The organism is Devosia sp. MC521, from assembly GCF_014127105.1.
Taxonomy (GTDB): Bacteria; Pseudomonadota; Alphaproteobacteria; order Rhizobiales; family Devosiaceae; genus Devosia.
The window spans coordinates 2,117,271-2,135,519 of sequence record NZ_CP059902.1; the positions used below are offsets into that span (position 1 = coordinate 2,117,271).

The following is an 18,249-nucleotide window of genomic DNA, read 5'->3' on the forward strand; positions in this document are numbered from 1 at the left end:
GTCGCAAACGCAAAAGGGCCGCTCTCGCGAGCAGCCCTTCAAAAATTCTATGCCTGCTAAAGCGACATCAGAACGGGATATCATCATCCATGCCGCCTGGCTCAAACACTGGCGCATTGGAAGAAGGACGACGCGATGCGCCACCTTGGTTGCCGTAGCCACCGCCGCCGCCACCGCCCTGGTTGCTGACGCCACGGAAACCACCGTCGTCCTGCTGACCACGGAAACCGCCGCCGCCACCGCCGCCTTCACCCTCGCCACGGCCATCTAGCAGCACCATGGACGAGTTGAAGTTCTGCAGCACGATCTCAGTAGAATACTTGTCCTGACCGGACTGGTCCTGCCACTTGCGGGTCTGCAACTGACCTTCGATGTAAACCTTCGAACCCTTGCGCAGATACTGCTCAGCAACACGAGCCAGACCTTCCGAGAAGATCACCACGCGATGCCATTCAGTCTTCTCGCGCTGTTCACCGCTGTTGCGGTCCTTCCAGCGTTCAGAAGTCGCGATAGAAAGGTTCACAACTTTACCGCCATTCGGCAGGTTGCGGACTTCGGGCTCATTGCCCAGATTGCCCACGAGAATAACCTTGTTCACACTGCCAGCCATGGCAAATCCTTCCGAATTCAGTCCCGGTCTGCACCGTTACGGGACGCTCCAAGGAGGTGAGGCCATCCCCGGTGCGGGACACTCACCTAAGTCAGCCACCTTAAACCAGTCCGCCTCGCGGTGCAGGCGCGCATTTCAGGTTCTTAACAACTGACTAATGTTCTCAAAATGTTCCACACCAAAGCCCGCCGGTCAAGCCCCTGCTGACACGGTCTGTCAGCAGGCTTGATGCAAGCAGACTTCCGAAGTCGCGCAGTATTCGGGGCTTGCTCAAATAAAATGTTCCCTTTACGTTCACAAAACATTTGAACCGGACTCGAAAACCTTTGCGTTGACGATCGCGTTAGCATTTCTTGCGCGCAACCCAACGCGAGCCTATGTGATGGCTTTCGCCAAATCCGTATAACTCCCATGGTGCAGCAGCCGCTGCGCCATTTGAAGCATGGACGACCAGATGAAGAACCCGCCGAGCCAAAACCGCGAAATCATCGTCCGCGGGGCGCGCGAACACAATCTCAAGGGCATTGACGTCAAGCTCCCGCGCGACAGCCTCATTGTGATGACCGGCCTTTCCGGCTCGGGAAAATCCTCTCTCGCCTTCGATACCATCTATGCTGAGGGCCAGCGCCGCTATGTGGAGTCCCTCTCCGCTTACGCCCGCCAGTTCCTCGAGATGATGCAGAAACCCGATGTGGAACACATCGAAGGCCTGTCTCCCGCGATTTCGATTGAGCAAAAGACCACCTCGCGCAATCCGCGCTCGACGGTGGGTACTGTCACCGAAATCTACGACTATCTGCGCCTTCTCTACGCCCGCGTTGGCATTCCCTATTCACCAGCGACCGGCCTGCCGATTGAAAGCCAAACCGTCACCCAGATGGTGGATCGCCTGCTTGAGCTCCCGGAAGGTACACGCCTTTATCTGCTCGCGCCGATCGCTCGTGGCCGCAAGGGGGAGTTCAAGAAGGAACTCGCCGAGCTGATGCGCCGCGGCTTCCAGCGCGTCAAAATCGATGGCGAATACCACGAGATCGAAGACGCTCCGGCCCTCGATAAAAAGTTCAAGCATGACATTGAAGTCGTGGTTGATCGGCTTGTTGTTTCACCCGATATCTCCGGCCGCCTCGCCGAAAGTTTTGAAACGGCGCTTGGTCTTGCAGAAGGCATTGCCTTTGCCGAATTCGCCGATGAGAAGGACGACAAGGGCAATCCGCGTCGCCTGACCTTCTCCGAGAAATTCGCCTGCCCTGTTTCCGGCTTCACCATCGCCGAGATCGAGCCGCGCCTGTTCTCCTTCAACAATCCCTTCGGCGCTTGCCCAGTTTGTGACGGCATCGGCACCGAGCAAGGCATCGATGGCGATCAGATCGTCCCCGATACCGAGCTTTCGCTTAAGGACGGGGCCATTCTACCTTGGGCCAAGACCAGCGCGCCCTATTACCAGCAGACCCTCGCGGCCGTTGCGTCCCACTACGGCGCGGCCATGACCACGCCGTGGAAAGACCTGCCGTTCGAAGTTCAGCACGCCGTTCTCTTCGGCACCGGCCGCACTGCTATCGACTTCGTCTATGACGATGGCCTGCGCCAATACAAAACGTCAAAAGCGTTTGAGGGCGTCATCGGCAATTTGCAGCGTCGCTACAAGGAAACCGAAAGCGCTGGCACGCGCGAGGAAATCGAAAAATACATGTCGGCCAAGCCATGCCTGTCCTGCGGCGGTTATCGCCTCAAGCCAGAATCCTTGGCAGTCAAGATCGATGGTCTACACATTGGTCAGGTGACGGAGAAGTCGATCCGCAATGCCGCTGAGTGGTTCAATGACCTCACCGACAAGCTGAGCCCGACCCAAAAGCAGATTGGCGAGCGCATCCTCAAGGAAATCCGCGAACGCATCAATTTCCTGATCGATGTGGGCCTCGACTATCTCTCCATGTCCCGCAATTCCGGCACATTGTCGGGCGGCGAAAGCCAGCGTATTCGTCTTGCCAGCCAGATTGGCTCGGGCCTGACCGGCGTGCTCTATGTTCTGGACGAGCCATCTATCGGCTTGCACCAGCGCGACAACGCCCGCCTTCTCGAAACCCTGCAACGCCTCCGCGATCTCGGCAATACCGTCATCGTCGTTGAACACGACGAGGACGCGATCCTGACCGCCGATTATGTTCTCGACATTGGCCCCGGCGCTGGCGTCAACGGCGGCAATATTGTTGCCGAAGGCACGCCGCAGGACATTCTAGACCACCCGGATTCTCTAACCGGCAAATACCTCTCCGGCCGCATGGGGATCGCTATCCCTGCCGAACGCCGCGAAGGTAAAACGGGCAAATCGCTCTCGCTTAGGGGTGCCACAGGCAACAATCTCAAGAATGTCGATGTCGACATTCCTTTGGGAATGTTCGTCGCCATCACCGGGGTTTCCGGTGGCGGCAAGTCGACGCTGATGATCGACACCATGTACAGTGCGATTGCGCGTCGCCTGAATGGTGCACGCGTGGTCCCCGCCCCGCACCAAAGCCTCACTGGTCTCGAGTATCTCGACAAGGTCATCGACATCGACCAATCCCCGATTGGCCGCACGCCGCGCTCCAACCCCGCCACTTACACCGGCGCGTTCACGCCGCTGCGCGAGTGGTTCGCGGGCCTACCCGAAGCCAAGGCACGTGGCTACGGCCCGGGCCGCTTCAGCTTCAACGTTAAGGGCGGCCGTTGCGAGAAATGCGAAGGCGACGGCGTTCTCAAGATCGAGATGCACTTCCTGCCCGACGTTTACGTCACCTGCGACGTTTGCAAGGGCAAGCGCTACAATCGCGAAACGCTGGAAGTCCAGTTCAAGGGCAAGTCGATCTCCGACGTTCTCGACATGACCATCGAAGAAGCCGTCGAGTTTTTCGCGGCCGTCCCCGTCATTCGCGACAAGTTCGCCACCCTCCAGCGCGTCGGCCTCGGCTACGTCAAGGTTGGCCAACCGGCAACGACCCTCTCGGGCGGCGAAGCGCAACGCGTGAAACTGTCGAAGGAACTGTCGAAACGCGCCACTGGCCGCACGCTCTACATGCTCGACGAGCCAACCACGGGCCTTCACTTCCACGACGTCGCCAAGCTCTTAGAAGTGCTTCAGGAACTGGTCGATGGCGGCAATACCGTTGTCGTCATTGAACACAATTTGGAAGTCATCAAGACCGCCGATTGGGTGATCGATCTAGGCCCTGAGGGCGGCGATGGTGGTGGTGAAGTCGTCGCCGCAGGCACGCCAGAAACCGTTGCGGCGAATAAGCGATCCTATACGGGCAAGTACCTCAAGGAGGTCATCGAACGACGTCCTCAATATGCGACCCGCGCAGCCGAATAGATTCAAACTCTCAACAGGGGCCACTAGGCCCCTGTTTTATATACACTTCCCCATCACAAACTGAGCACAGCCAGCCCCGCAAAGCGAAAGCCTGCGCTCACCCTGTGGTGCAGACCCATCGCCCCTGCGCCCCCGGGGGACGGATCGAGGGTGGGGTTCAGCGCCCCGTCAGATCAGCCCCATCCGTGCCAATTCAGCGGCGATCTCCATCGAGTTATCGCTATCGTCATTCGCCCCGACGCCCAGATCAGGCGGAGCATCCTCTGGCCGAAGATAGCGCCAGCCTTGGAAAGGACGCTTGGGATAGGGCACGGTCCGGACAATCTCTGGATCAAGGATCAAATCGCAATAGTTGATCCCCTCTTCACTGGTGTGCGAGCCAAACCGCAGGATCTTCTGACGGCAACCGATAGACCCTGCGATGACCCAATAGATCGACGCCTTGCCTTCCATCTCGTCGCCGCGTTTGGGCGTCATACGCGTCCGGTGAACGTGCACGTCCTCGCCATAATCAGCGCCCCACCAATGAGCGCGCTCATAGCGGTAGCTTTCGAGTTCCTCCACGCTGGAAATCCCAACGCAGAGTTTAACCATATGAATCATGCCAAATTTCCCGGAGCGACACGCCCCTGAATAACGTCGATCTCATCGTCGTCAACGATCCAGGGTTCCTGTAACGCCAAATTGCGCCAAGCCTGAAAGGCGGGCAGCGCATAAATCGCCTCGACATAGCGACCAGCCAAATCCGACACTGGCAATTCATAGGTGCGAATGCGCGTCGCGACAGGGGCAAACATCGCATCAGCCGCCGAGAATGCGCCAAAGAGATAGGGCCCGCCCGATTTCTGCAGAAAATTCCCCCACAGCGCTTCGAGGCGCGACAAATCGGTACGCACCACATCCGCATCCACCCTACCTGGGTGCGAAGCCCTTAGGTTCATCGGGGCGTGATTGCGCAATGCCGAGAACCCACCATGCATTTCGGCTGCTGCGGCACGGGCCAATGCGCGCTCCGCCCGATCACGCGGCCAGATTGCATGCTCCGGAAATGTCTCGGCAAGATACTCGATGATGGCGATTGATTCCGGGATCAGCAGCTCCCCATCGATCAGCAGCGGCACACGCCCGGTGGGCGAATGTTGCGCTAGGACATCACGGAAATTCGGGCCAGAAAGTTGTAGAACTTCATCCTCGAAAGCGATGTCAAAATGCTTGAGTACGAGCCAAGGACGCAAAGACCACGTCGAATAATTGCGATTCCCGATCAATAGCTTCACCGCAGTCTCCTCAACCAAAAAAGCAGGGCGCCCGGTGGCCAGGCGCCCTTCCTGAACTCTTGGGAGAGACTAGTCCCGGCGTTTAAGCAACGCCAGCTACAATCGAAAAAACCAGTGCCATGGACACAAGGCACACCAGTGCCCAACTCATGGTCATCCACAGATTAGGCTTCGGTTGACTGCGCATGAGATCGCTCCTTGTCAGTCGTCCACACCAAGCCGCCACCGCGCGGCAGATGGTAAATGAAACGCTAATGACAATAGAGACGGGATGCAAGCGACCATTCTGCAACAGTCACGCGGATGCGTTCGCATGACTGTTTGTTAGAATAGTCCGAACCACAGCCCGGCAATTCCCAAAAATGCAAAGAAGCCAACCACATCGGTAATCGTCGTCACGAAAACTGCCGATGCAATCGCCGGATCCGCTTTCAAACGATCCAGCGTTAATGGAATGAGCACACCGAATGTACCGGCAACGATCATGTTGATCACCATGGCCAAGGCGATCACCACACCCAGTTCTGGATTGCTATAGCGGAACCAGGTCACAAGCCCGATTAGAATGGCGAAGAGCACCCCATTGGCGACGCCCACCACCATTTCGCGGCGAATAAGCCGGCGCAATCGTCCACCATCCAGCTCACGCATGGCCAGCGCACGCACCGTAACAGTCATCGTCTGCGCCCCGGCGTTCCCGCCCATAGAAGCAACAATCGGCATCAACGCGGCGAGCGCCACCATTTGCTCGATGGTGGCGTCGAAGAGCCCAATGACCAACGATACGAACAGCGCCGTGAACAGGTTCACCACCAGCCATGGCGTACGGCTCTTCACCGTGTCGACCGTGGTGTCAGAAACGTCTTCGTCGCCCACGCCTGCCATCAGGCGAATGTCTTCTTCGGCTTCTTCCTGAATAACGTCGACAATGTCGTCGATGGTCAACACGCCCACAAGACGGTCGCCATTATCGACCACGCCAACCTCGACATAGTCATAGCGTTCGAAAATGCGCGCGGCTTCTTCTTGGTCGTCTTCCGCTTTTATGAGCGTCAGCTGCGTGTTCATGATCGTATCGACCTTGGCCGCACGCTGCGTCCGCAAGAACCGATCGAGCGGCAAAACGCCAAGCACCTTATAGCCCGCATCAACTACGTAGAGCTGATAGAACTCTTCCGGCAATTCGGGCTCGGCGCGCAGGTAGTCGATCGCCTGCCCCACCGTCCAAAATGGCGGAATGGCGATGAATTCCGTCTGCATCCGGCGTCCGGCCGAATCTTCAGGGAAATCAAGGCTTCGCTTCAACGCCAGCCGTTCGAACGTGGGCATAGCCCGCAGAATTTCGTCTTGGTCTTTTTGCTCCAGATCTTCGAGCAAATACACCGCGTCGTCATGATCGAGTTCGGCCACGGCGCGGGCGATTTCCGTATTCGGAATCGCGTCCATGATCTCGACACGGATGCTTTCGTCGACCTCGGTCAGGGCCGAGAAGTCGAACAAATCACCGAGTAGTCGAACCAGATGGATACGCTCTTCAGCTTCCAGCTGTTCGAGCAGGTCGCCAACGTCCCCCGCATGCAGCGGCTCTAAGAGCGCGACTAGCGCCTCAAGCTGCTCGCGTTCGAGCAGCGCCCGAACCTCGCCTACCCAAGCAAGGCTGATCCGCCCCTCCGCATCGCGGAAGGTGCTGTCGACACGGCCCAGGTCTTCACCGGACATGATTGTGGATTCGTCGCTCATAGGGAGCCCTTTTCGTGTCCTGGGGGTTTCAGGGGCGTGGCAAGCTGTACCTGTTCAATCTGCGCCGCGCCAGTGACCTGCAAAAGCTTTTCTCTTCTCTAATGTCGAGGCTATGAAAATGTCTGAGCCAATCGCCGCCCGCACCGACTTTTCTCGGGTTTACACCCTAGCTCAAGCTGCTCTGAGTGATGAGATTATGGTCAAAGAGGGCATAGCGGGGCCCTGCATCGCTTACCACGACCAGATCATCGCCGAGCTGCGTGAAACCGGCCTACTGTGGCTAAAATGCCCTGCAGATCAAAAGGTTCTCCTGCTCGACATCTCGCCCGACATATATTTTGAAACCGACGAGCTCGTCGGCCAAGACGGCGTTTTCATCCGCATGACAACAATAACAGATCAAGAACTAGCACTTCGCCTAAGTGATGCGCTGGCCTCCAGTCGCAGGCCACTTTCGCGCGAATAACAAAAACACTATGACTACTTTGAGATCAGTCCCACCTCTGGAGTAGGAATGGACGTTACGACCACACTCGTGTGCCAATGCGGGCAATTTCACATGGAAGTTGTTGGCAGTCCGCTGTTGAGCGCACAGTGCCACTGCGCCTCCTGCCGAAAGGCTGCACGGGAGTTGGCGAACTTTGGCCCAGCACGCGCGCTAACCGAAGATAATGGGGGCACCAACTACACGCTCTATCGCAAGGATCGCGTGCGCTTCCCCCATGGACTCGATGGCCTACACGCCTATCGCCTATCAGCAACAGCCCCGACACGGCGCGTTCTCACGGCTTGCTGCAATTCGCCCGTCTTCGTTGAATTCACGGGTGGCCACTGGCTGAGCATCTACACAAGCATGTGGCCCATGGCCGAGCGTCAACGCCCTGACCTGCGCACGCAAATTGCCGATGCACCGGCGCAGACAAAGTTCGACCACTCGATTCCAGCCAGCAAGTGGCACACCACAAAATTCTATGCGCGCTTGGCAGCCGCGTGGGCAGCCATGGGCTTCCGCACGCCAAAATTGAAAATCTCTGACTGGCCCCCGATCAGTCCTGCGCTTCCGGCCACAGAAGTTTCAACGCAATCAGCCACATCACCACGGCAATAGCACCCTCTAGCCAACGCCATGACGCAGGATTGGCGAACGCAGGACGCAGCAATCTTGCGCCAAATCCGAGGGCAAAGAAGAACACAAAAGACCCGGTGATGGCCCCTGCAGCAAACAGCACCTGTGCGCCGGGGAACTGGGTCGAGATCGATCCAAGCAAAACCACCGTATCAAGGTAAACATGTGGGTTGAGCCAGGTGAGCGCCAAACAGGTCAGCAAAGTCGCGCCTAGGCTAGCACTTGGCTTTTGCTCGTCCACCACCAGTGCCCCAGTCGATTGCAACGCTGACCGCAAGCTTTTCAGCCCGTACCAGATGAGAAAGGCCGCGCCCGCAAAGCGCATGCCGGTCTCCAGCCACGGCAAAATCGCGGCCACATGACCAAAGCTCGTCACCCCGAGCGCGATAAGCAGTGCATCCGATATGGCACAGGTCAGCACCACCGCGAGCACATGCTCCCCGCGCAAGCCTTGCCGCAACACGAAGGCGTTCTGCGCGCCGATGGCCAAAATCAAAGTGAGGCCAGTCGCCAAGCCTATGCCGAACACGTCCATTGCGATTCCTTCAGTCAGCACCCGGCCCTTGCCTAACGACCGTGCAATCAATTAGGCCAATTAAAGAAATTGCATCACCATTAGGAGGGCTAATGCCATGATTGACTATCCTGCAGCACACGCCGTTGCCATGGTGGTTCAAACTGGCAGTTTCGAGCGCGCCGCGCAAAAGCTCAATATCACGCAGTCAGCCGTCTCCCAACGGGTGCGCCAGCTCGAAGAGCGTCTCGGCGCTGTTCTCATCGAACGCGGCACACCCTGCATTGCGACAGAAAAGGGCGCTTGGCTCTGCCGCCATATGGAATTGGTTGGCTCCCTCGAAAACGACCTGCTGACCCACCTGCCCTCACTTGGGGACACCGCCAAGCCGCTCACGCTAGACATCGCCGTGAATGCCGATAGCCTTGCGACCTGGTTCATGCCCGCTGCCGCTGCATTTGCGGCGACCAGCTCCAACGTCCTGAACATCATTATAGACGATCAGGATTTCACGCATGATTGGCTGCGCCGAGGCCGCGTGCTCGCCGCAGTGACATCAAAAGCAGAGCCGATCATTGGTTGCGATGTCATCAGGCTGGGCAAGCTCCGCTACCACGCCACGGCGAGCCCGCAGTTTTATCAGCGCCATTTCTCACAAGGCGTAACCGCTGCAGCCCTCGCACACGCCCCAGTCGTGACCTTCAATCAGAAGGATCAGCTGCAAAGGGACTGGCTGGTGACCAACTTCGGCACAACGGTTTCGGGGCCGACGCACTTCATCCCGTCCAGTCATGGTTTTGTGAAAGCCTCCCTCGCCCACATGGGCTGGTGCCTTAACCCCACCGCGTTGGTGCACGATCATCTGGCCAGTGGTCGCTTGGTAGAACTGATCCCCGGAGCGACGCTCGACGTCGATCTCTATTGGCAAGTTGGTCGCCTCGCCGCCAAACAGTTTGCAGGCCTCACTGAAGCGGTCAAACAGGCGGCGCAAATTGGACTGGTGAGGTAAGTGGACCACTCGATGGGAGCATTATTGACGGAGCGGGATGTCCGAAATCTCTATTCGTGAAAGAGGATCGGGCACCCCCTTCGCTTCTAACACCGTCGCAAAAGCCTCGCTCTGCACCAAAGGAAACGCTGTCGGACCAATTATAATTTTTTCGACGAAATCTTTAACCGCTAAGCCGCGAATACCAAGGTCTGGCGCGTCCCGTAAATCCAACTTTATCACGGGTTGAACGACCCCACGCACGACTTCAACATTCTTGGAAATCAGTGGGCTGCTGGGGCTCTCAGGTGAATAGATAACCCTCCATTCCCGCTCTTCCCGGAACCCCTTATGCTTTGTGCCAAGAATAAACTGCCGAAAACACCAACTCAGCCACTCCCGGACTGCAGCTATTTGTAATTTACGAAGTTCAGGCAATGCGCTCATAAAGCGATAAACGAACTTCTGGAAATTTTTCTGGAAACCCATTGGGTCCAAATAGGAAACAGGCAGCGAATATAGGGGTAACGCCGGATTTGCGTTTTCCATGAACGCGGTGGGCTGGACTACGATTGCTACGTTGCCGTATGCACGCCACATTGAGAGACGGCCCAAGCCATTCTCAAATTTCCGGTGTTCGGAAATGCACACCATATAGGTATCAAGACGCATTTTTCGGACCGCCGCATCCAGATCAGCAGCTACCCAAGCAGCGCTCCCATCAAAATCCCGATCCAATATATTTTTGAGTTTTGTGCCAGCATCTGAATGCCATGCCGCAACTAGCAGGCGATTGCCGTACTCGATTTCAGAAAAATCGTTCATGACCGCAGATTTACGCAGCCATACACTTTCATTGCGCAAAATCTGCAACGCCGCCTCGGCGCTAGTATAGTGCACGAATTGGACGCCGGACGTTATGGCCTTTTGCCGCCTATCGACCGCTTGAAATGCGAATATTCTCTGGAGTGCGTCGATATCCACCATACGCTCCGCGCACGAATGTACATACGCCACTAACCTAGCGCTGATAGATACTTAGGCAAGACCTAAAAATTCAAAACCCCGCCGATCCGAAGATCGCCGGGGTTTTTGAATAATGGTGCGGTCGAGAAGACTCGAACTTCCACGCCCTTTCGGGCACAGCGACCTCAACGCTGCGCGTCTACCAATTCCGCCACGACCGCACATTCTGGTAGAAGTTGAACCGCATCTGCGCTTCAACGAGGAGGGGTTTAGCAAAGGCTTTTGGCCTTAACAAGCACCCCGAGCCTCTGATCACGACCTATTTCAATCTTTCCACAACGGAAGTCGAAAATGGAAAAAGATAGGAAAATCAGAGCCCTGAAAACTCAAAACCCCGCCGATCCGAAGATCGCCGGGGTTTTTGAATAATGGTGCGGTCGAGAAGACTCGAACTTCCACGCCCTTTCGGGCACAGCGACCTCAACGCTGCGCGTCTACCAATTCCGCCACGACCGCACATTCTGGTAGAAGTTGAACCGCATCTGCGCTTCAACGAGGGGGGATGTAGCAAACGGTTCTGGGGACCACAAGCGTTTAAATTCGAAAATCCTCAGCCTGTGGAAGTTTCCCACTACCCTGCTTTAAAAGTCTTTTCCTTGACGAAAACGCGGAGGCGCCCGTCTTCTACATTCACCTCGCCTTTAGCCACGAGCGTATTATTGGCATAAATGCGCAGGGGATCATGTTCAGTGGTGTCGAGTTCGATCACAGCACCGCGACCCATGCGCAGCAAATGGTGGATCGGCAACGTGGACGCGCCGAGTTCCACGGTGATGTCCACTTCAATATTGTCCAGAGTGCTCATAAATAGGTCTTAGGCTCGATCTGTTAGTGTCGCGCAGCTTCTACCTTAAATTCGGCCCAGCATGGTTATGAAAGTGTTAACAACTAACAACGAAGCGTGTCAGATCAAGTCAAAGCTCCTGCGCTCGGATGATCAGGCTGTCGAATGGACCATCTTCGATGCGCCACTGGATTATCCAGAGGCTCTGCGCATGATGGATGAGCGCGTGGCGGCGATTGCATCAGGCGAGGCTTCTGAGGCCGTCTGGCTCTTGGAGCACCCTCCCCTTTACACCTCTGGCACCTCAGCGCGCGCTGAGGATCTGCTCACAGCGCGGTTCCCGGTCTATCCCGCGGGCCGAGGCGGTCAGTACACCTATCATGGCCCCGGCCAACGCGTTGCCTATGTCATGCTCGACCTCACCCAACGCGGGCGCGACATTCGCTGCCTCGTCCAAGGGCTAGAGCAATGGGTCATCGACACGCTCGAAAGCCATAATGTGAAAGGTGAGCGCCGCGAAGGGCGCGTCGGCGTATGGGTGCAGCGACCTGAAAAAGGTTTAGGGCGTGAAGATAAAATCTCAGCCATCGGTGTTCGCGTGCGCAAATGGGTGACGTTCCACGGCATCGCGCTCAACGTTTCGCCTGATCTCAGCCACTATAACGGCATTGTGCCATGCGGAATCACCGACCAAGGCGTCACTAGTTTTGAGGACTTGGGGCTTCTGTTGAGCATGCCTGAAGTAGATTCGGTTCTACGCACCCGGTTTGAAGCTATTTTCGGCGCAACAACAGTGGCGTAAAACCTTGCCATAGGGCACTTGGACGAACACCTTTAGACCGTCCGCGAATCGAGGAGCTGACTTATGAAATTGGACGATATTAAACGCCTACTCACCCGTCAGACCCTGTTCCGGCTGGACGCGATTCTGTCGCCCAAGCTCATGCCGATTTTCTACGCCCTTGGCCTAGCCGGTATTCTGCTCTGGATTGTGAGCCACTTCTTCTTCCGCTTCTCGCAGGGCTTTGGGAACGGCCTGTGGGGCATTCTGGAAATCGCGGTCTTCGGTCTATTGGCCTTCGTGGCGCTGCGCATCCTTTGTGAAGCTCTTCTCGTCTGGTTCAAGAATCACGAAACCGCTGGCGACACGGTCCAGCGCTCGCGGTACTCGGCATCCCTGCTCGATGAAGTCCGCGACGCTATTCGCGATCTTGCCGAAGAAGGCGAAGACGACCGCGATTATGCTGAAGCTGCTGAATATATGACGCCAGCCACCGAGCCCGCGCCCTATACGCCGCCAGCATCGACCCCGCTGAACCCGGAAGACGCTGTTCGTTCGCCCTCCACCAAACCCGGCCAGACACACGGAAGCTAACCTTAGCGCCCCCCCTCCCGCGCCTTACAAAGAGAGCCCCATAGGCTCTCTTTTTTTATTGGTCGCACCGCCACACGCTCCCAACAGCAGACAAAAAAAGACCCCCGGCCGAAGCCGAGGGTCTCTATCAGCACCGAGGGAGGCACTTATTTCTTGTTAACGCTCCAAGCGCCAGGACCTGCAAATACCAGGTAGAGGAACACGAAGCAGAACAGGATTGCCGCGTCACCACCGTTGTTGACCGGGAAGAAGTTCTGCGGCGCGTGGCCCATGAAGTAAGCGAAAGCCATGGTACCCGAAGCGATGAATGCCGCTGGACGGGTGAAGAAACCAATTGCGATTAGGATACCGGTGACGATCTCGATAACGCCTGCCCAGAAGAAAATCGTATCAGCGCCTGGCTGGAAACCGCCAGCAGGAAACGCCATGAGCTTCTGTGTGCCGTGAGCGAGAAACAGCAATGCTGTCATAATGCGCAGCACAGCGAGGGCCTGCGGCGCGTATGCGGAGAGACGGTCGAACATGGGAACTCCAATAATGCTGCGCCAATTCGGCGCGCCAGTCGCTAAAAGGTAATCGAACAACGCTGTTCTAATAAACCACACTGTTACAGACGCACTGTTCACGCATTAATTCCATTCACGAGCCCGTGATCCGCGTTCGCTGCACAGCTGATCATCGGTAAGTGACGGCCAGTCACATTGCGTAACCGTGCAGAATTCTGTATGACGCGCCATTCTCTTACTTAGCGGAATTCTGCACGCGCATGACTCAGGCGCCAAAAATCGGACTCGTCAGCCTCGGCTGCCCCAAGGCGCTTGTGGACAGCGAGCGCATCATGACCACGCTTCGGGCGCAGGGCTATTCGTTTAGCCGCGACTATGCAGGCGCGGACATTGTTCTCGTCAACACTTGCGGCTTTCTCGATAGCGCCAAGCAGGAAAGCTTGGAAGCGATTGGTGAAGCTCTCAACGAAAACGGCCGCGTGATCGTCACCGGCTGCCTCGGCGTTGAAGAAGGCCTCATCCGCGAAACCCATCCGAACGTGCTGGCCATCACCGGCCCGCACCAGTACGAAAACGTGGTTTCGGCGGTTCATGAGCACCTGCCCCCAGTACCAAATCGCTTTGTCGATCTGGTCCCGGAGAGCGGTCTCAAGCTCACGCCTCGCCACTATGCCTATCTGAAGATTTCGGAAGGCTGCAACAATCGTTGCTCCTTCTGCATCATCCCTCAGATTCGCGGCGATCTCGTCTCGCGCCCTGCCGCCGGAATTCTCGGCGAAGCCGAGGGCCTCATCCGCGCTGGCGTCAAGGAACTGCTGGTTATCTCGCAGGACACCTCGGCTTACGGCGTCGACCTGAAATACGCGACATCCAAGTACCGTGGCCGCGACGTGAAGGCGAAGTTCTATGACCTCGCCAAGGAACTCGGCGAGCTCGGCGCATGGGTGCGCATGCACTATGTCTACCCATACCCACATGTCGATCAGGTGATTGAACTGATGGCCGAAGGCCTCGTTCTGCCCTACCTCGACATTCCGTTCCAGCACGCTTCGCCAACCGTTCTGCGCGCTATGAAGCGCCCAGCGAACCACGAAAAGACCCTCGACCGGATCAAGAAGTGGCGCGAAATCTGCCCAGATTTGACCATCCGCTCGAACTTCATCGTGGGTCACCCTGGTGAAACCGAAGAAGATTTTGAATTCCTTCTCGACTGGATCGAAGAAGCCGAAATCGATCGTGCTGGCTGCTTCAAGTACGAACCAGTGACAGGTGCTCCTGCCAACGATCTGCCGGGCATTGTTCCGGAAGAAGTGAAGGAAGAGCGCTTCGCCCAGCTCATGGAAGTGGCACAGGACATTTCCTACCACCAGCTGAGCAAGAAGGTCGGTCGCACCATCGACGTGATCGTTGATGACGTTCAGCCCGAGCAGAACCGCGTTATCGCGCGCTCTAAGTGGGATGCTCCGGAGATCGACGGTCAGGTCTATGTCGACAATGCTGACGGCATCAAGATCGGCGACATTGTTTCGGTCACCGTGACCGACAATGACGAATACGATCTCTTCGCAGTCCCTGCCGCAAAATAGTCAAACGGCTATCAGCAGTAATAAAAATTCAAAATGCCGGCACAATATGTGTCGGCATTTTTGTTTATTGCAGCAATTTTAGGCAGTTCTTGCCTTTTCTCCGTAGTGTGCCACGCTAAGCCCGTACAGACTCACTTCGCGAGGAGGCGAAAACATGGGTTTTGACGGTGTTGGAATTATTGGTGCGATCATTATTGGCGGCATCGCCGGATGGCTTGCCAGCATGTTCATGAATGCCGGTGGCGGCGTTCTCAAGAACATCCTGCTCGGCATCGTTGGTGCCATTATCGCCAGCGTTCTGTTTGGCCTGCTGGGAATTTCCTTCGGTGGCTGGATTGGTTATCTCGTCGCGGGCTTTATTGGCGCCTGCATAATTATCGGCATCGGACGCGCCGTGGCGAAATGAACTTGCGCTGGTCGCCACTGGCGGCCAGCACCTTTAGAATAAAATTCGCGCGGTCTTGAAGTCAGACGCAATGGATTTGCGACTAAGTTTCATCGCGTAAATTACTCATCCAGTTCAGTCTTTTGGACCTTTACGACGCACCGCAAGCCGTTTCATCTCCATCTCAATTGCTCAAACCGATGGACTTGCGCCGTTATGAATAAGCTCCTTGTTTCCACTTTGGCTGCACTGACCGTTTCTGCTGCGCCGGTCTACGCTCAGCCCACCGACATCTTGAACGCCTCATACGATATTGCACGCGAGCTCTTCGCCGCCATCAACGAGGCCTACACAGCCTCCGGCGCGACCGTCACGGTCAACCAGTCCCATGCCGGCTCCTCCGCTCAGGCCCGCGCCATTCTAGAAGGCCTGGCAGCAGACGTCGTGACCTTCAATCAGGTTACGGACGTTCAACGCCTCGTGGACGGCGAATTCGTCTCGGCCGATTGGGCAACTGAGTTCCCGAACAACGCCACCCCCTTCTATTCCTTCCCGTCCTTCCTCGTCCGCGCTGGCAACCCAAAGAACCTCAACGATTGGGGTGATCTGGTGACCGAGGGCGTGCAGATCATCTTCCCGAACCCCAAAACCTCAGGCAACGGTCGCTACACCTATCTCGCAGCCCGCGCTTGGGCGACCGAGGAATACGCAGGCGACACCGCCAAGGTCGAAGAGTTCCTCACCAAGCTCTTCAACAACGTGCCCGTTTTTGAAACCGGTGGCCGCGCTGCAACCACCGCCTTCACTGAGCGCCAGCTTGGCGACGTTCTGATCACCTTTGAGGCCGAAGCGCTCGCAGTCGCCAACGAATTTGGCACCGACAAGTACCAGCCGGTCACGCCGTCTGTGTCGTTCCTGTCCGAGTTCCCGGTTGCCATTGTCGATAAGGTCGTGGACGCCCGTGGCAGCCGCGATGTGGCCAAGGCCTATCTCGACTTCCTCTTCTCGCCCGAAGGTCAGGAAGTTGCAGCCGCAAACTTCCATCGCCCTACAAACGAAGAAGTCTTGGCCAAGCACGCAGATCGCTTCCCAGAAGTTCGCCTCGTGACCGTCGAAGAAGAGTTTGGCGGCTGGCAAAAGGCTGCTGAGGAACACTTTGCCGACGGCGGCCTGCTCGACAAGGTCTTCCTGAACCAATAACCCCTTCTGCCATACCTATTCTATCCGGCGGCGCAGCTTTTGTTGCGCCGCCAAGTCTATGAGAACACCCCATGGCAAAACCGCATTCTAAGCACTTGCTGCCCGGCTTCGGCCTCACCATGGGCGTATCTGTTTTTTACATCTCCCTCATCGTCCTCCTGCCCATCGCCGCCATGTTGCTCAAAGTCACGGGCATGGGTTGGGGCGAGTTCTGGCGCATTATCTCGTCCAACCGCGCCTTGGCCGCCTATCGCATCACCTTCAGCTCTGCCTTCTATGCCACCATCATCAATGGCATTGTCGGCATGCTCTTCGCCTGGGTTCTCACCCGCTATCGTTTCCCCGGTCGCCGTATTCTCGACGCTCTGGTCGACCTCCCCTTTGCCCTGCCGACAGCTGTCGCGGGCCTGGTCTTGGTGACGCTTTTCTCGGGAACCGGTTGGTACGGGCAATTCCTCGAGCCCAACAACATTAAGGTCAATTACACCCAGCTCGGCATCATCGCCGCCATGACCTTCACCTCCATTCCTTTCGTTGTTCGTTCTGTGCAGCCGGTGCTGGAAGATCTCGACGAAAGCTATGAGGCGGCAGCGCAGACCCTGGGCGCGAGCCGCTGGCAGATTTTCACCCGCGTCATCTGGCCCACCATCCTCCCCGCCTTCATCTCCGGATGTGTGCTCTCCTTCGCCCGCTCGCTCGGTGAGTTCGGAGCGGTCGTCTTCATTGCAGGCAATCTACCGGGCATGACCGAAATCGTATCGCTGCTGATCTATATCCGCCTCGACGAGTACAATTACGAAGGCGCAGCGGCCCTCGCGACGGTCCTCCTTCTCGTCGCCTTCCTCACGCTCGTCGCCACCAACGCCCTTGCCGCTTGGCAAACGCGCTATGCCGAGAGAAATGGGTAAGACAATGTCCGGAATCAAAACGCAAAGCATGACCGCCAACGCGTTGATTGCGCTAGCCTTTGCCTTCGCCGCACTCATCCTGGTCGTGCCGGTCGCGCTGATCTTCACCTTCGCCTTGCGCGAAGGGATTGCCGTCTACCTCGCCAATATCATTGAACCCGGTACGCTCCACGCGATCTGGCTGACAGTGCTCGTCGCGCTCATCGCCGTTCCGGTCAATATCGTCGTCGGCACCTCTCTGGCATGGCTTGTCACGCGCTTCCGCTTCCGTGGTCGCCAACTGCTCATCAGCTTTATTGAGCTCCCAGCAGCCATGAGCCCCATCGTCGCCGGTGTCGCCTATCTCTTCCTTTACGGTGGACAGGGCCTCTTCGGCCCGGCCCTCAAGGCCGCGAACATCCAAATCATGTTCACACCCCTCGCCATTGTTCTTGTCAGTCTCTTCGTCACCGCCCCCTTTGTGGCGCGTGAGTTGATTCCCTTGATGAGCCAGCAAGGCACTGAAGATGAAGAAGCTGCCCTCTCGCTTGGCGCCAGTGGCTGGCAGATGTTCTGGTTCGTCACCCTGCCCAACATCCGCTGGGCGCTGATCTATGGCGCAATCCTGACCAACGCCCGCGTCATGGGCGAATATGGCGCGGTCTCCGTTGTCTCTGGCGCCATCCGAGGCCAAACGAACACCCTGCCCCTGCAGATCAATCTCTTGTTCAACGATTTTAACATCACCGGCTCCTTCGCCGCCGCCTCGACCCTGACCTTCATCGCCGTGCTGACCTTGATCCTAAAAACCCTCGTCGAAACCCGCGAAGGCAAATAGCGCTCCACAGCTTCCGTGGCACGAACCATGACCCCGCCGCGTTTCTACGCTATGGGAT

General features: G+C 57.0%; 19 protein-coding genes and 2 tRNA genes. 11 read left to right on the forward strand and 10 right to left on the reverse strand.

The annotated features are described in order from the left end of the window. Positions 1-67: 67 nt before the first annotated feature. Complete coding sequence (gene ssb / locus H4N61_RS10015; protein WP_182393905.1) at positions 68-610, reverse strand: single-stranded DNA-binding protein; 543 nt, start codon at positions 608-610, stop codon at positions 68-70. Positions 611-1,064: 454 nt separating this feature from the next. Between ssb and uvrA the strand changes: the two genes are divergently transcribed. Further along, on the forward strand, positions 1,065-3,959 hold the full coding sequence (uvrA, locus tag H4N61_RS10020) for an excinuclease ABC subunit UvrA (RefSeq protein WP_199368467.1): 2,895 nt from the start codon (positions 1,065-1,067) through the stop codon (positions 3,957-3,959). 168 nt (positions 3,960-4,127) lie between these two features. On the opposite strand, the gene H4N61_RS10025 is transcribed toward uvrA, so the two are convergent. The 3 genes from H4N61_RS10025 to mgtE form a co-directional block, all read right to left on the reverse strand. Continuing rightward, positions 4,128-4,562, reverse strand: coding sequence for a DUF1489 domain-containing protein (locus tag H4N61_RS10025; protein WP_169194854.1), 435 nt, complete (start codon positions 4,560-4,562; stop codon positions 4,128-4,130). Next, on the reverse strand, positions 4,559-5,236 hold the full coding sequence (locus tag H4N61_RS10030) for a glutathione S-transferase family protein (RefSeq protein WP_182393906.1): 678 nt from the start codon (positions 5,234-5,236) through the stop codon (positions 4,559-4,561). Before H4N61_RS10030 ends, H4N61_RS10025 begins: the two co-directional genes overlap by 4 nt. Before the next feature lie 324 nt (positions 5,237-5,560). Beyond that, positions 5,561-6,976 carry a magnesium transporter gene (gene mgtE, locus H4N61_RS10035; RefSeq protein WP_248305943.1) on the reverse strand — a complete coding sequence of 472 codons (1,416 nt, stop codon included), beginning with the start codon at positions 6,974-6,976 and terminating at the stop codon, positions 5,561-5,563. 118 nt (positions 6,977-7,094) lie between these two features. Between mgtE and H4N61_RS10040 the strand changes: the two genes are divergently transcribed. After that, positions 7,095-7,442 (forward strand): hypothetical protein, encoded by a 348-nt coding sequence (locus tag H4N61_RS10040; RefSeq protein WP_182393907.1) that lies wholly within the window; start codon positions 7,095-7,097, stop codon positions 7,440-7,442. Between the two features lie 48 nt (positions 7,443-7,490). Next, the gene (locus H4N61_RS10045; RefSeq protein WP_182393908.1) at positions 7,491-8,084 is read left to right on the forward strand and encodes a hypothetical protein; all 594 of its coding nucleotides are present in this window, start codon (positions 7,491-7,493) and stop codon (positions 8,082-8,084) included. Here H4N61_RS10045 and H4N61_RS10050 read toward each other — a convergent pair. Beyond that, the gene (locus tag H4N61_RS10050; RefSeq protein ID WP_182395996.1) at positions 8,023-8,637 is read right to left on the reverse strand and encodes a LysE/ArgO family amino acid transporter; all 615 of its coding nucleotides are present in this window, start codon (positions 8,635-8,637) and stop codon (positions 8,023-8,025) included. The genes H4N61_RS10045 and H4N61_RS10050 overlap by 62 nt on opposite strands. Positions 8,638-8,734: 97 nt before the next feature. Between H4N61_RS10050 and H4N61_RS10055 the strand changes: the two genes are divergently transcribed. Beyond that, positions 8,735-9,625 (forward strand): LysR family transcriptional regulator ArgP, encoded by an 891-nt coding sequence (locus tag H4N61_RS10055; RefSeq protein WP_182393909.1) that lies wholly within the window; start codon positions 8,735-8,737, stop codon positions 9,623-9,625. A 21-nt stretch (positions 9,626-9,646) separates the two neighbouring features. Here the strand turns inward: H4N61_RS10055 and H4N61_RS10060 are convergent, their stop codons facing one another. From H4N61_RS10060 to H4N61_RS10075, 4 genes are all read right to left on the reverse strand, one after another. Then, a complete protein-coding gene (locus H4N61_RS10060; protein ID WP_182393910.1) occupies positions 9,647-10,591 on the reverse strand; it encodes a DUF2971 domain-containing protein in 945 nt (314 codons plus the stop codon). A gap of 113 nt (positions 10,592-10,704) precedes the next feature. Further along, positions 10,705-10,791 (reverse strand) — tRNA-Leu (locus tag H4N61_RS10065). A 208-nt stretch (positions 10,792-10,999) separates the two neighbouring features. Beyond that, positions 11,000-11,086: transfer RNA gene (locus H4N61_RS10070), tRNA-Leu, on the reverse strand. A gap of 115 nt (positions 11,087-11,201) precedes the next feature. Next, on the reverse strand, positions 11,202-11,435 hold the full coding sequence (locus tag H4N61_RS10075; protein ID WP_169194859.1) for a FliM/FliN family flagellar motor switch protein: 234 nt from the start codon (positions 11,433-11,435) through the stop codon (positions 11,202-11,204). Positions 11,436-11,538: 103 nt separating this feature from the next. Here H4N61_RS10075 and lipB point away from each other — a divergent pair, with 103 nt between their 5' ends. Together lipB and H4N61_RS10085 are read left to right on the forward strand one after the other, a co-directional pair. Then, the gene (gene lipB, locus H4N61_RS10080) at positions 11,539-12,216 is read left to right on the forward strand and encodes a lipoyl(octanoyl) transferase LipB (RefSeq protein ID WP_248306608.1); all 678 of its coding nucleotides are present in this window, start codon (positions 11,539-11,541) and stop codon (positions 12,214-12,216) included. A 63-nt stretch (positions 12,217-12,279) separates the two neighbouring features. Further along, the gene (locus H4N61_RS10085; protein WP_169194861.1) at positions 12,280-12,789 is read left to right on the forward strand and encodes a DUF4282 domain-containing protein; all 510 of its coding nucleotides are present in this window, start codon (positions 12,280-12,282) and stop codon (positions 12,787-12,789) included. Between the two features lie 146 nt (positions 12,790-12,935). Here the strand turns inward: H4N61_RS10085 and H4N61_RS10090 are convergent, their stop codons facing one another. Further along, positions 12,936-13,313 (reverse strand): DoxX family protein, encoded by a 378-nt coding sequence (locus H4N61_RS10090; protein WP_182393912.1) that lies wholly within the window; start codon positions 13,311-13,313, stop codon positions 12,936-12,938. A gap of 242 nt (positions 13,314-13,555) precedes the next feature. On the opposite strand from H4N61_RS10090, the gene rimO reads away from it, so the two are divergent. The 5 genes from rimO to cysW all read left to right on the forward strand — a co-directional run bounded on the left by rimO (position 13,556) and on the right by cysW (position 18,191). Next, positions 13,556-14,881 (forward strand): 30S ribosomal protein S12 methylthiotransferase RimO, encoded by a 1,326-nt coding sequence (gene rimO, locus H4N61_RS10095; RefSeq protein WP_169194863.1) that lies wholly within the window; start codon positions 13,556-13,558, stop codon positions 14,879-14,881. 154 nt (positions 14,882-15,035) lie between these two features. After that, positions 15,036-15,287, forward strand: coding sequence for a GlsB/YeaQ/YmgE family stress response membrane protein (locus H4N61_RS10100; RefSeq protein WP_169194864.1), 252 nt, complete (start codon positions 15,036-15,038; stop codon positions 15,285-15,287). Between the two features lie 195 nt (positions 15,288-15,482). Next, positions 15,483-16,466: a sulfate ABC transporter substrate-binding protein gene (locus tag H4N61_RS10105; RefSeq protein ID WP_169194865.1), complete on the forward strand. Its 984-nt coding sequence runs from the start codon at positions 15,483-15,485 to the stop codon at positions 16,464-16,466. 71 nt (positions 16,467-16,537) lie between these two features. Further along, positions 16,538-17,374 carry a sulfate ABC transporter permease subunit CysT gene (gene cysT, locus H4N61_RS10110; protein WP_182393913.1) on the forward strand — a complete coding sequence of 279 codons (837 nt, stop codon included), beginning with the start codon at positions 16,538-16,540 and terminating at the stop codon, positions 17,372-17,374. 28 nt (positions 17,375-17,402) lie between these two features. Then, positions 17,403-18,191: a sulfate ABC transporter permease subunit CysW gene (gene cysW, locus H4N61_RS10115; protein ID WP_248306609.1), complete on the forward strand. Its 789-nt coding sequence runs from the start codon at positions 17,403-17,405 to the stop codon at positions 18,189-18,191. The last annotated feature ends 58 nt before the right edge of the window (positions 18,192-18,249 follow it).

Bases quoted from the DNA above. Each gene is read 5' to 3' on its own strand.
- ssb (WP_182393905.1), bottom strand. From the start codon at position 610: ATGGCTGGCAGTGTGAACAAGGTTATTCTCGTGGGCAATCTGGGCAAT.
- uvrA (WP_199368467.1), top strand. From the start codon at position 1,065: ATGAAGAACCCGCCGAGCCAAAACCGCGAAATCATCGTCCGCGGGGCG.
- H4N61_RS10025 (WP_169194854.1), bottom strand. From the start codon at position 4,562: ATGATTCATATGGTTAAACTCTGCGTTGGGATTTCCAGCGTGGAGGAA.
- mgtE (WP_248305943.1), bottom strand. From the start codon at position 6,976: ATGAGCGACGAATCCACAATCATGTCCGGTGAAGACCTGGGCCGTGTC.
- H4N61_RS10040 (WP_182393907.1), top strand. From the start codon at position 7,095: ATGTCTGAGCCAATCGCCGCCCGCACCGACTTTTCTCGGGTTTACACC.
- H4N61_RS10045 (WP_182393908.1), top strand. From the start codon at position 7,491: ATGGACGTTACGACCACACTCGTGTGCCAATGCGGGCAATTTCACATG.
- H4N61_RS10050 (WP_182395996.1), bottom strand. From the start codon at position 8,637: ATGGACGTGTTCGGCATAGGCTTGGCGACTGGCCTCACTTTGATTTTG.
- H4N61_RS10055 (WP_182393909.1), top strand. From the start codon at position 8,735: ATGATTGACTATCCTGCAGCACACGCCGTTGCCATGGTGGTTCAAACT.
- H4N61_RS10060 (WP_182393910.1), bottom strand. From the start codon at position 10,591: ATGGTGGATATCGACGCACTCCAGAGAATATTCGCATTTCAAGCGGTC.
- H4N61_RS10075 (WP_169194859.1), bottom strand. From the start codon at position 11,435: ATGAGCACTCTGGACAATATTGAAGTGGACATCACCGTGGAACTCGGC.
- H4N61_RS10085 (WP_169194861.1), top strand. From the start codon at position 12,280: ATGAAATTGGACGATATTAAACGCCTACTCACCCGTCAGACCCTGTTC.
- H4N61_RS10090 (WP_182393912.1), bottom strand. From the start codon at position 13,313: ATGTTCGACCGTCTCTCCGCATACGCGCCGCAGGCCCTCGCTGTGCTG.
- rimO (WP_169194863.1), top strand. From the start codon at position 13,556: ATGACTCAGGCGCCAAAAATCGGACTCGTCAGCCTCGGCTGCCCCAAG.
- H4N61_RS10100 (WP_169194864.1), top strand. From the start codon at position 15,036: ATGGGTTTTGACGGTGTTGGAATTATTGGTGCGATCATTATTGGCGGC.
- H4N61_RS10105 (WP_169194865.1), top strand. From the start codon at position 15,483: ATGAATAAGCTCCTTGTTTCCACTTTGGCTGCACTGACCGTTTCTGCT.
- cysT (WP_182393913.1), top strand. From the start codon at position 16,538: ATGGCAAAACCGCATTCTAAGCACTTGCTGCCCGGCTTCGGCCTCACC.
- cysW (WP_248306609.1), top strand. From the start codon at position 17,403: ATGACCGCCAACGCGTTGATTGCGCTAGCCTTTGCCTTCGCCGCACTC.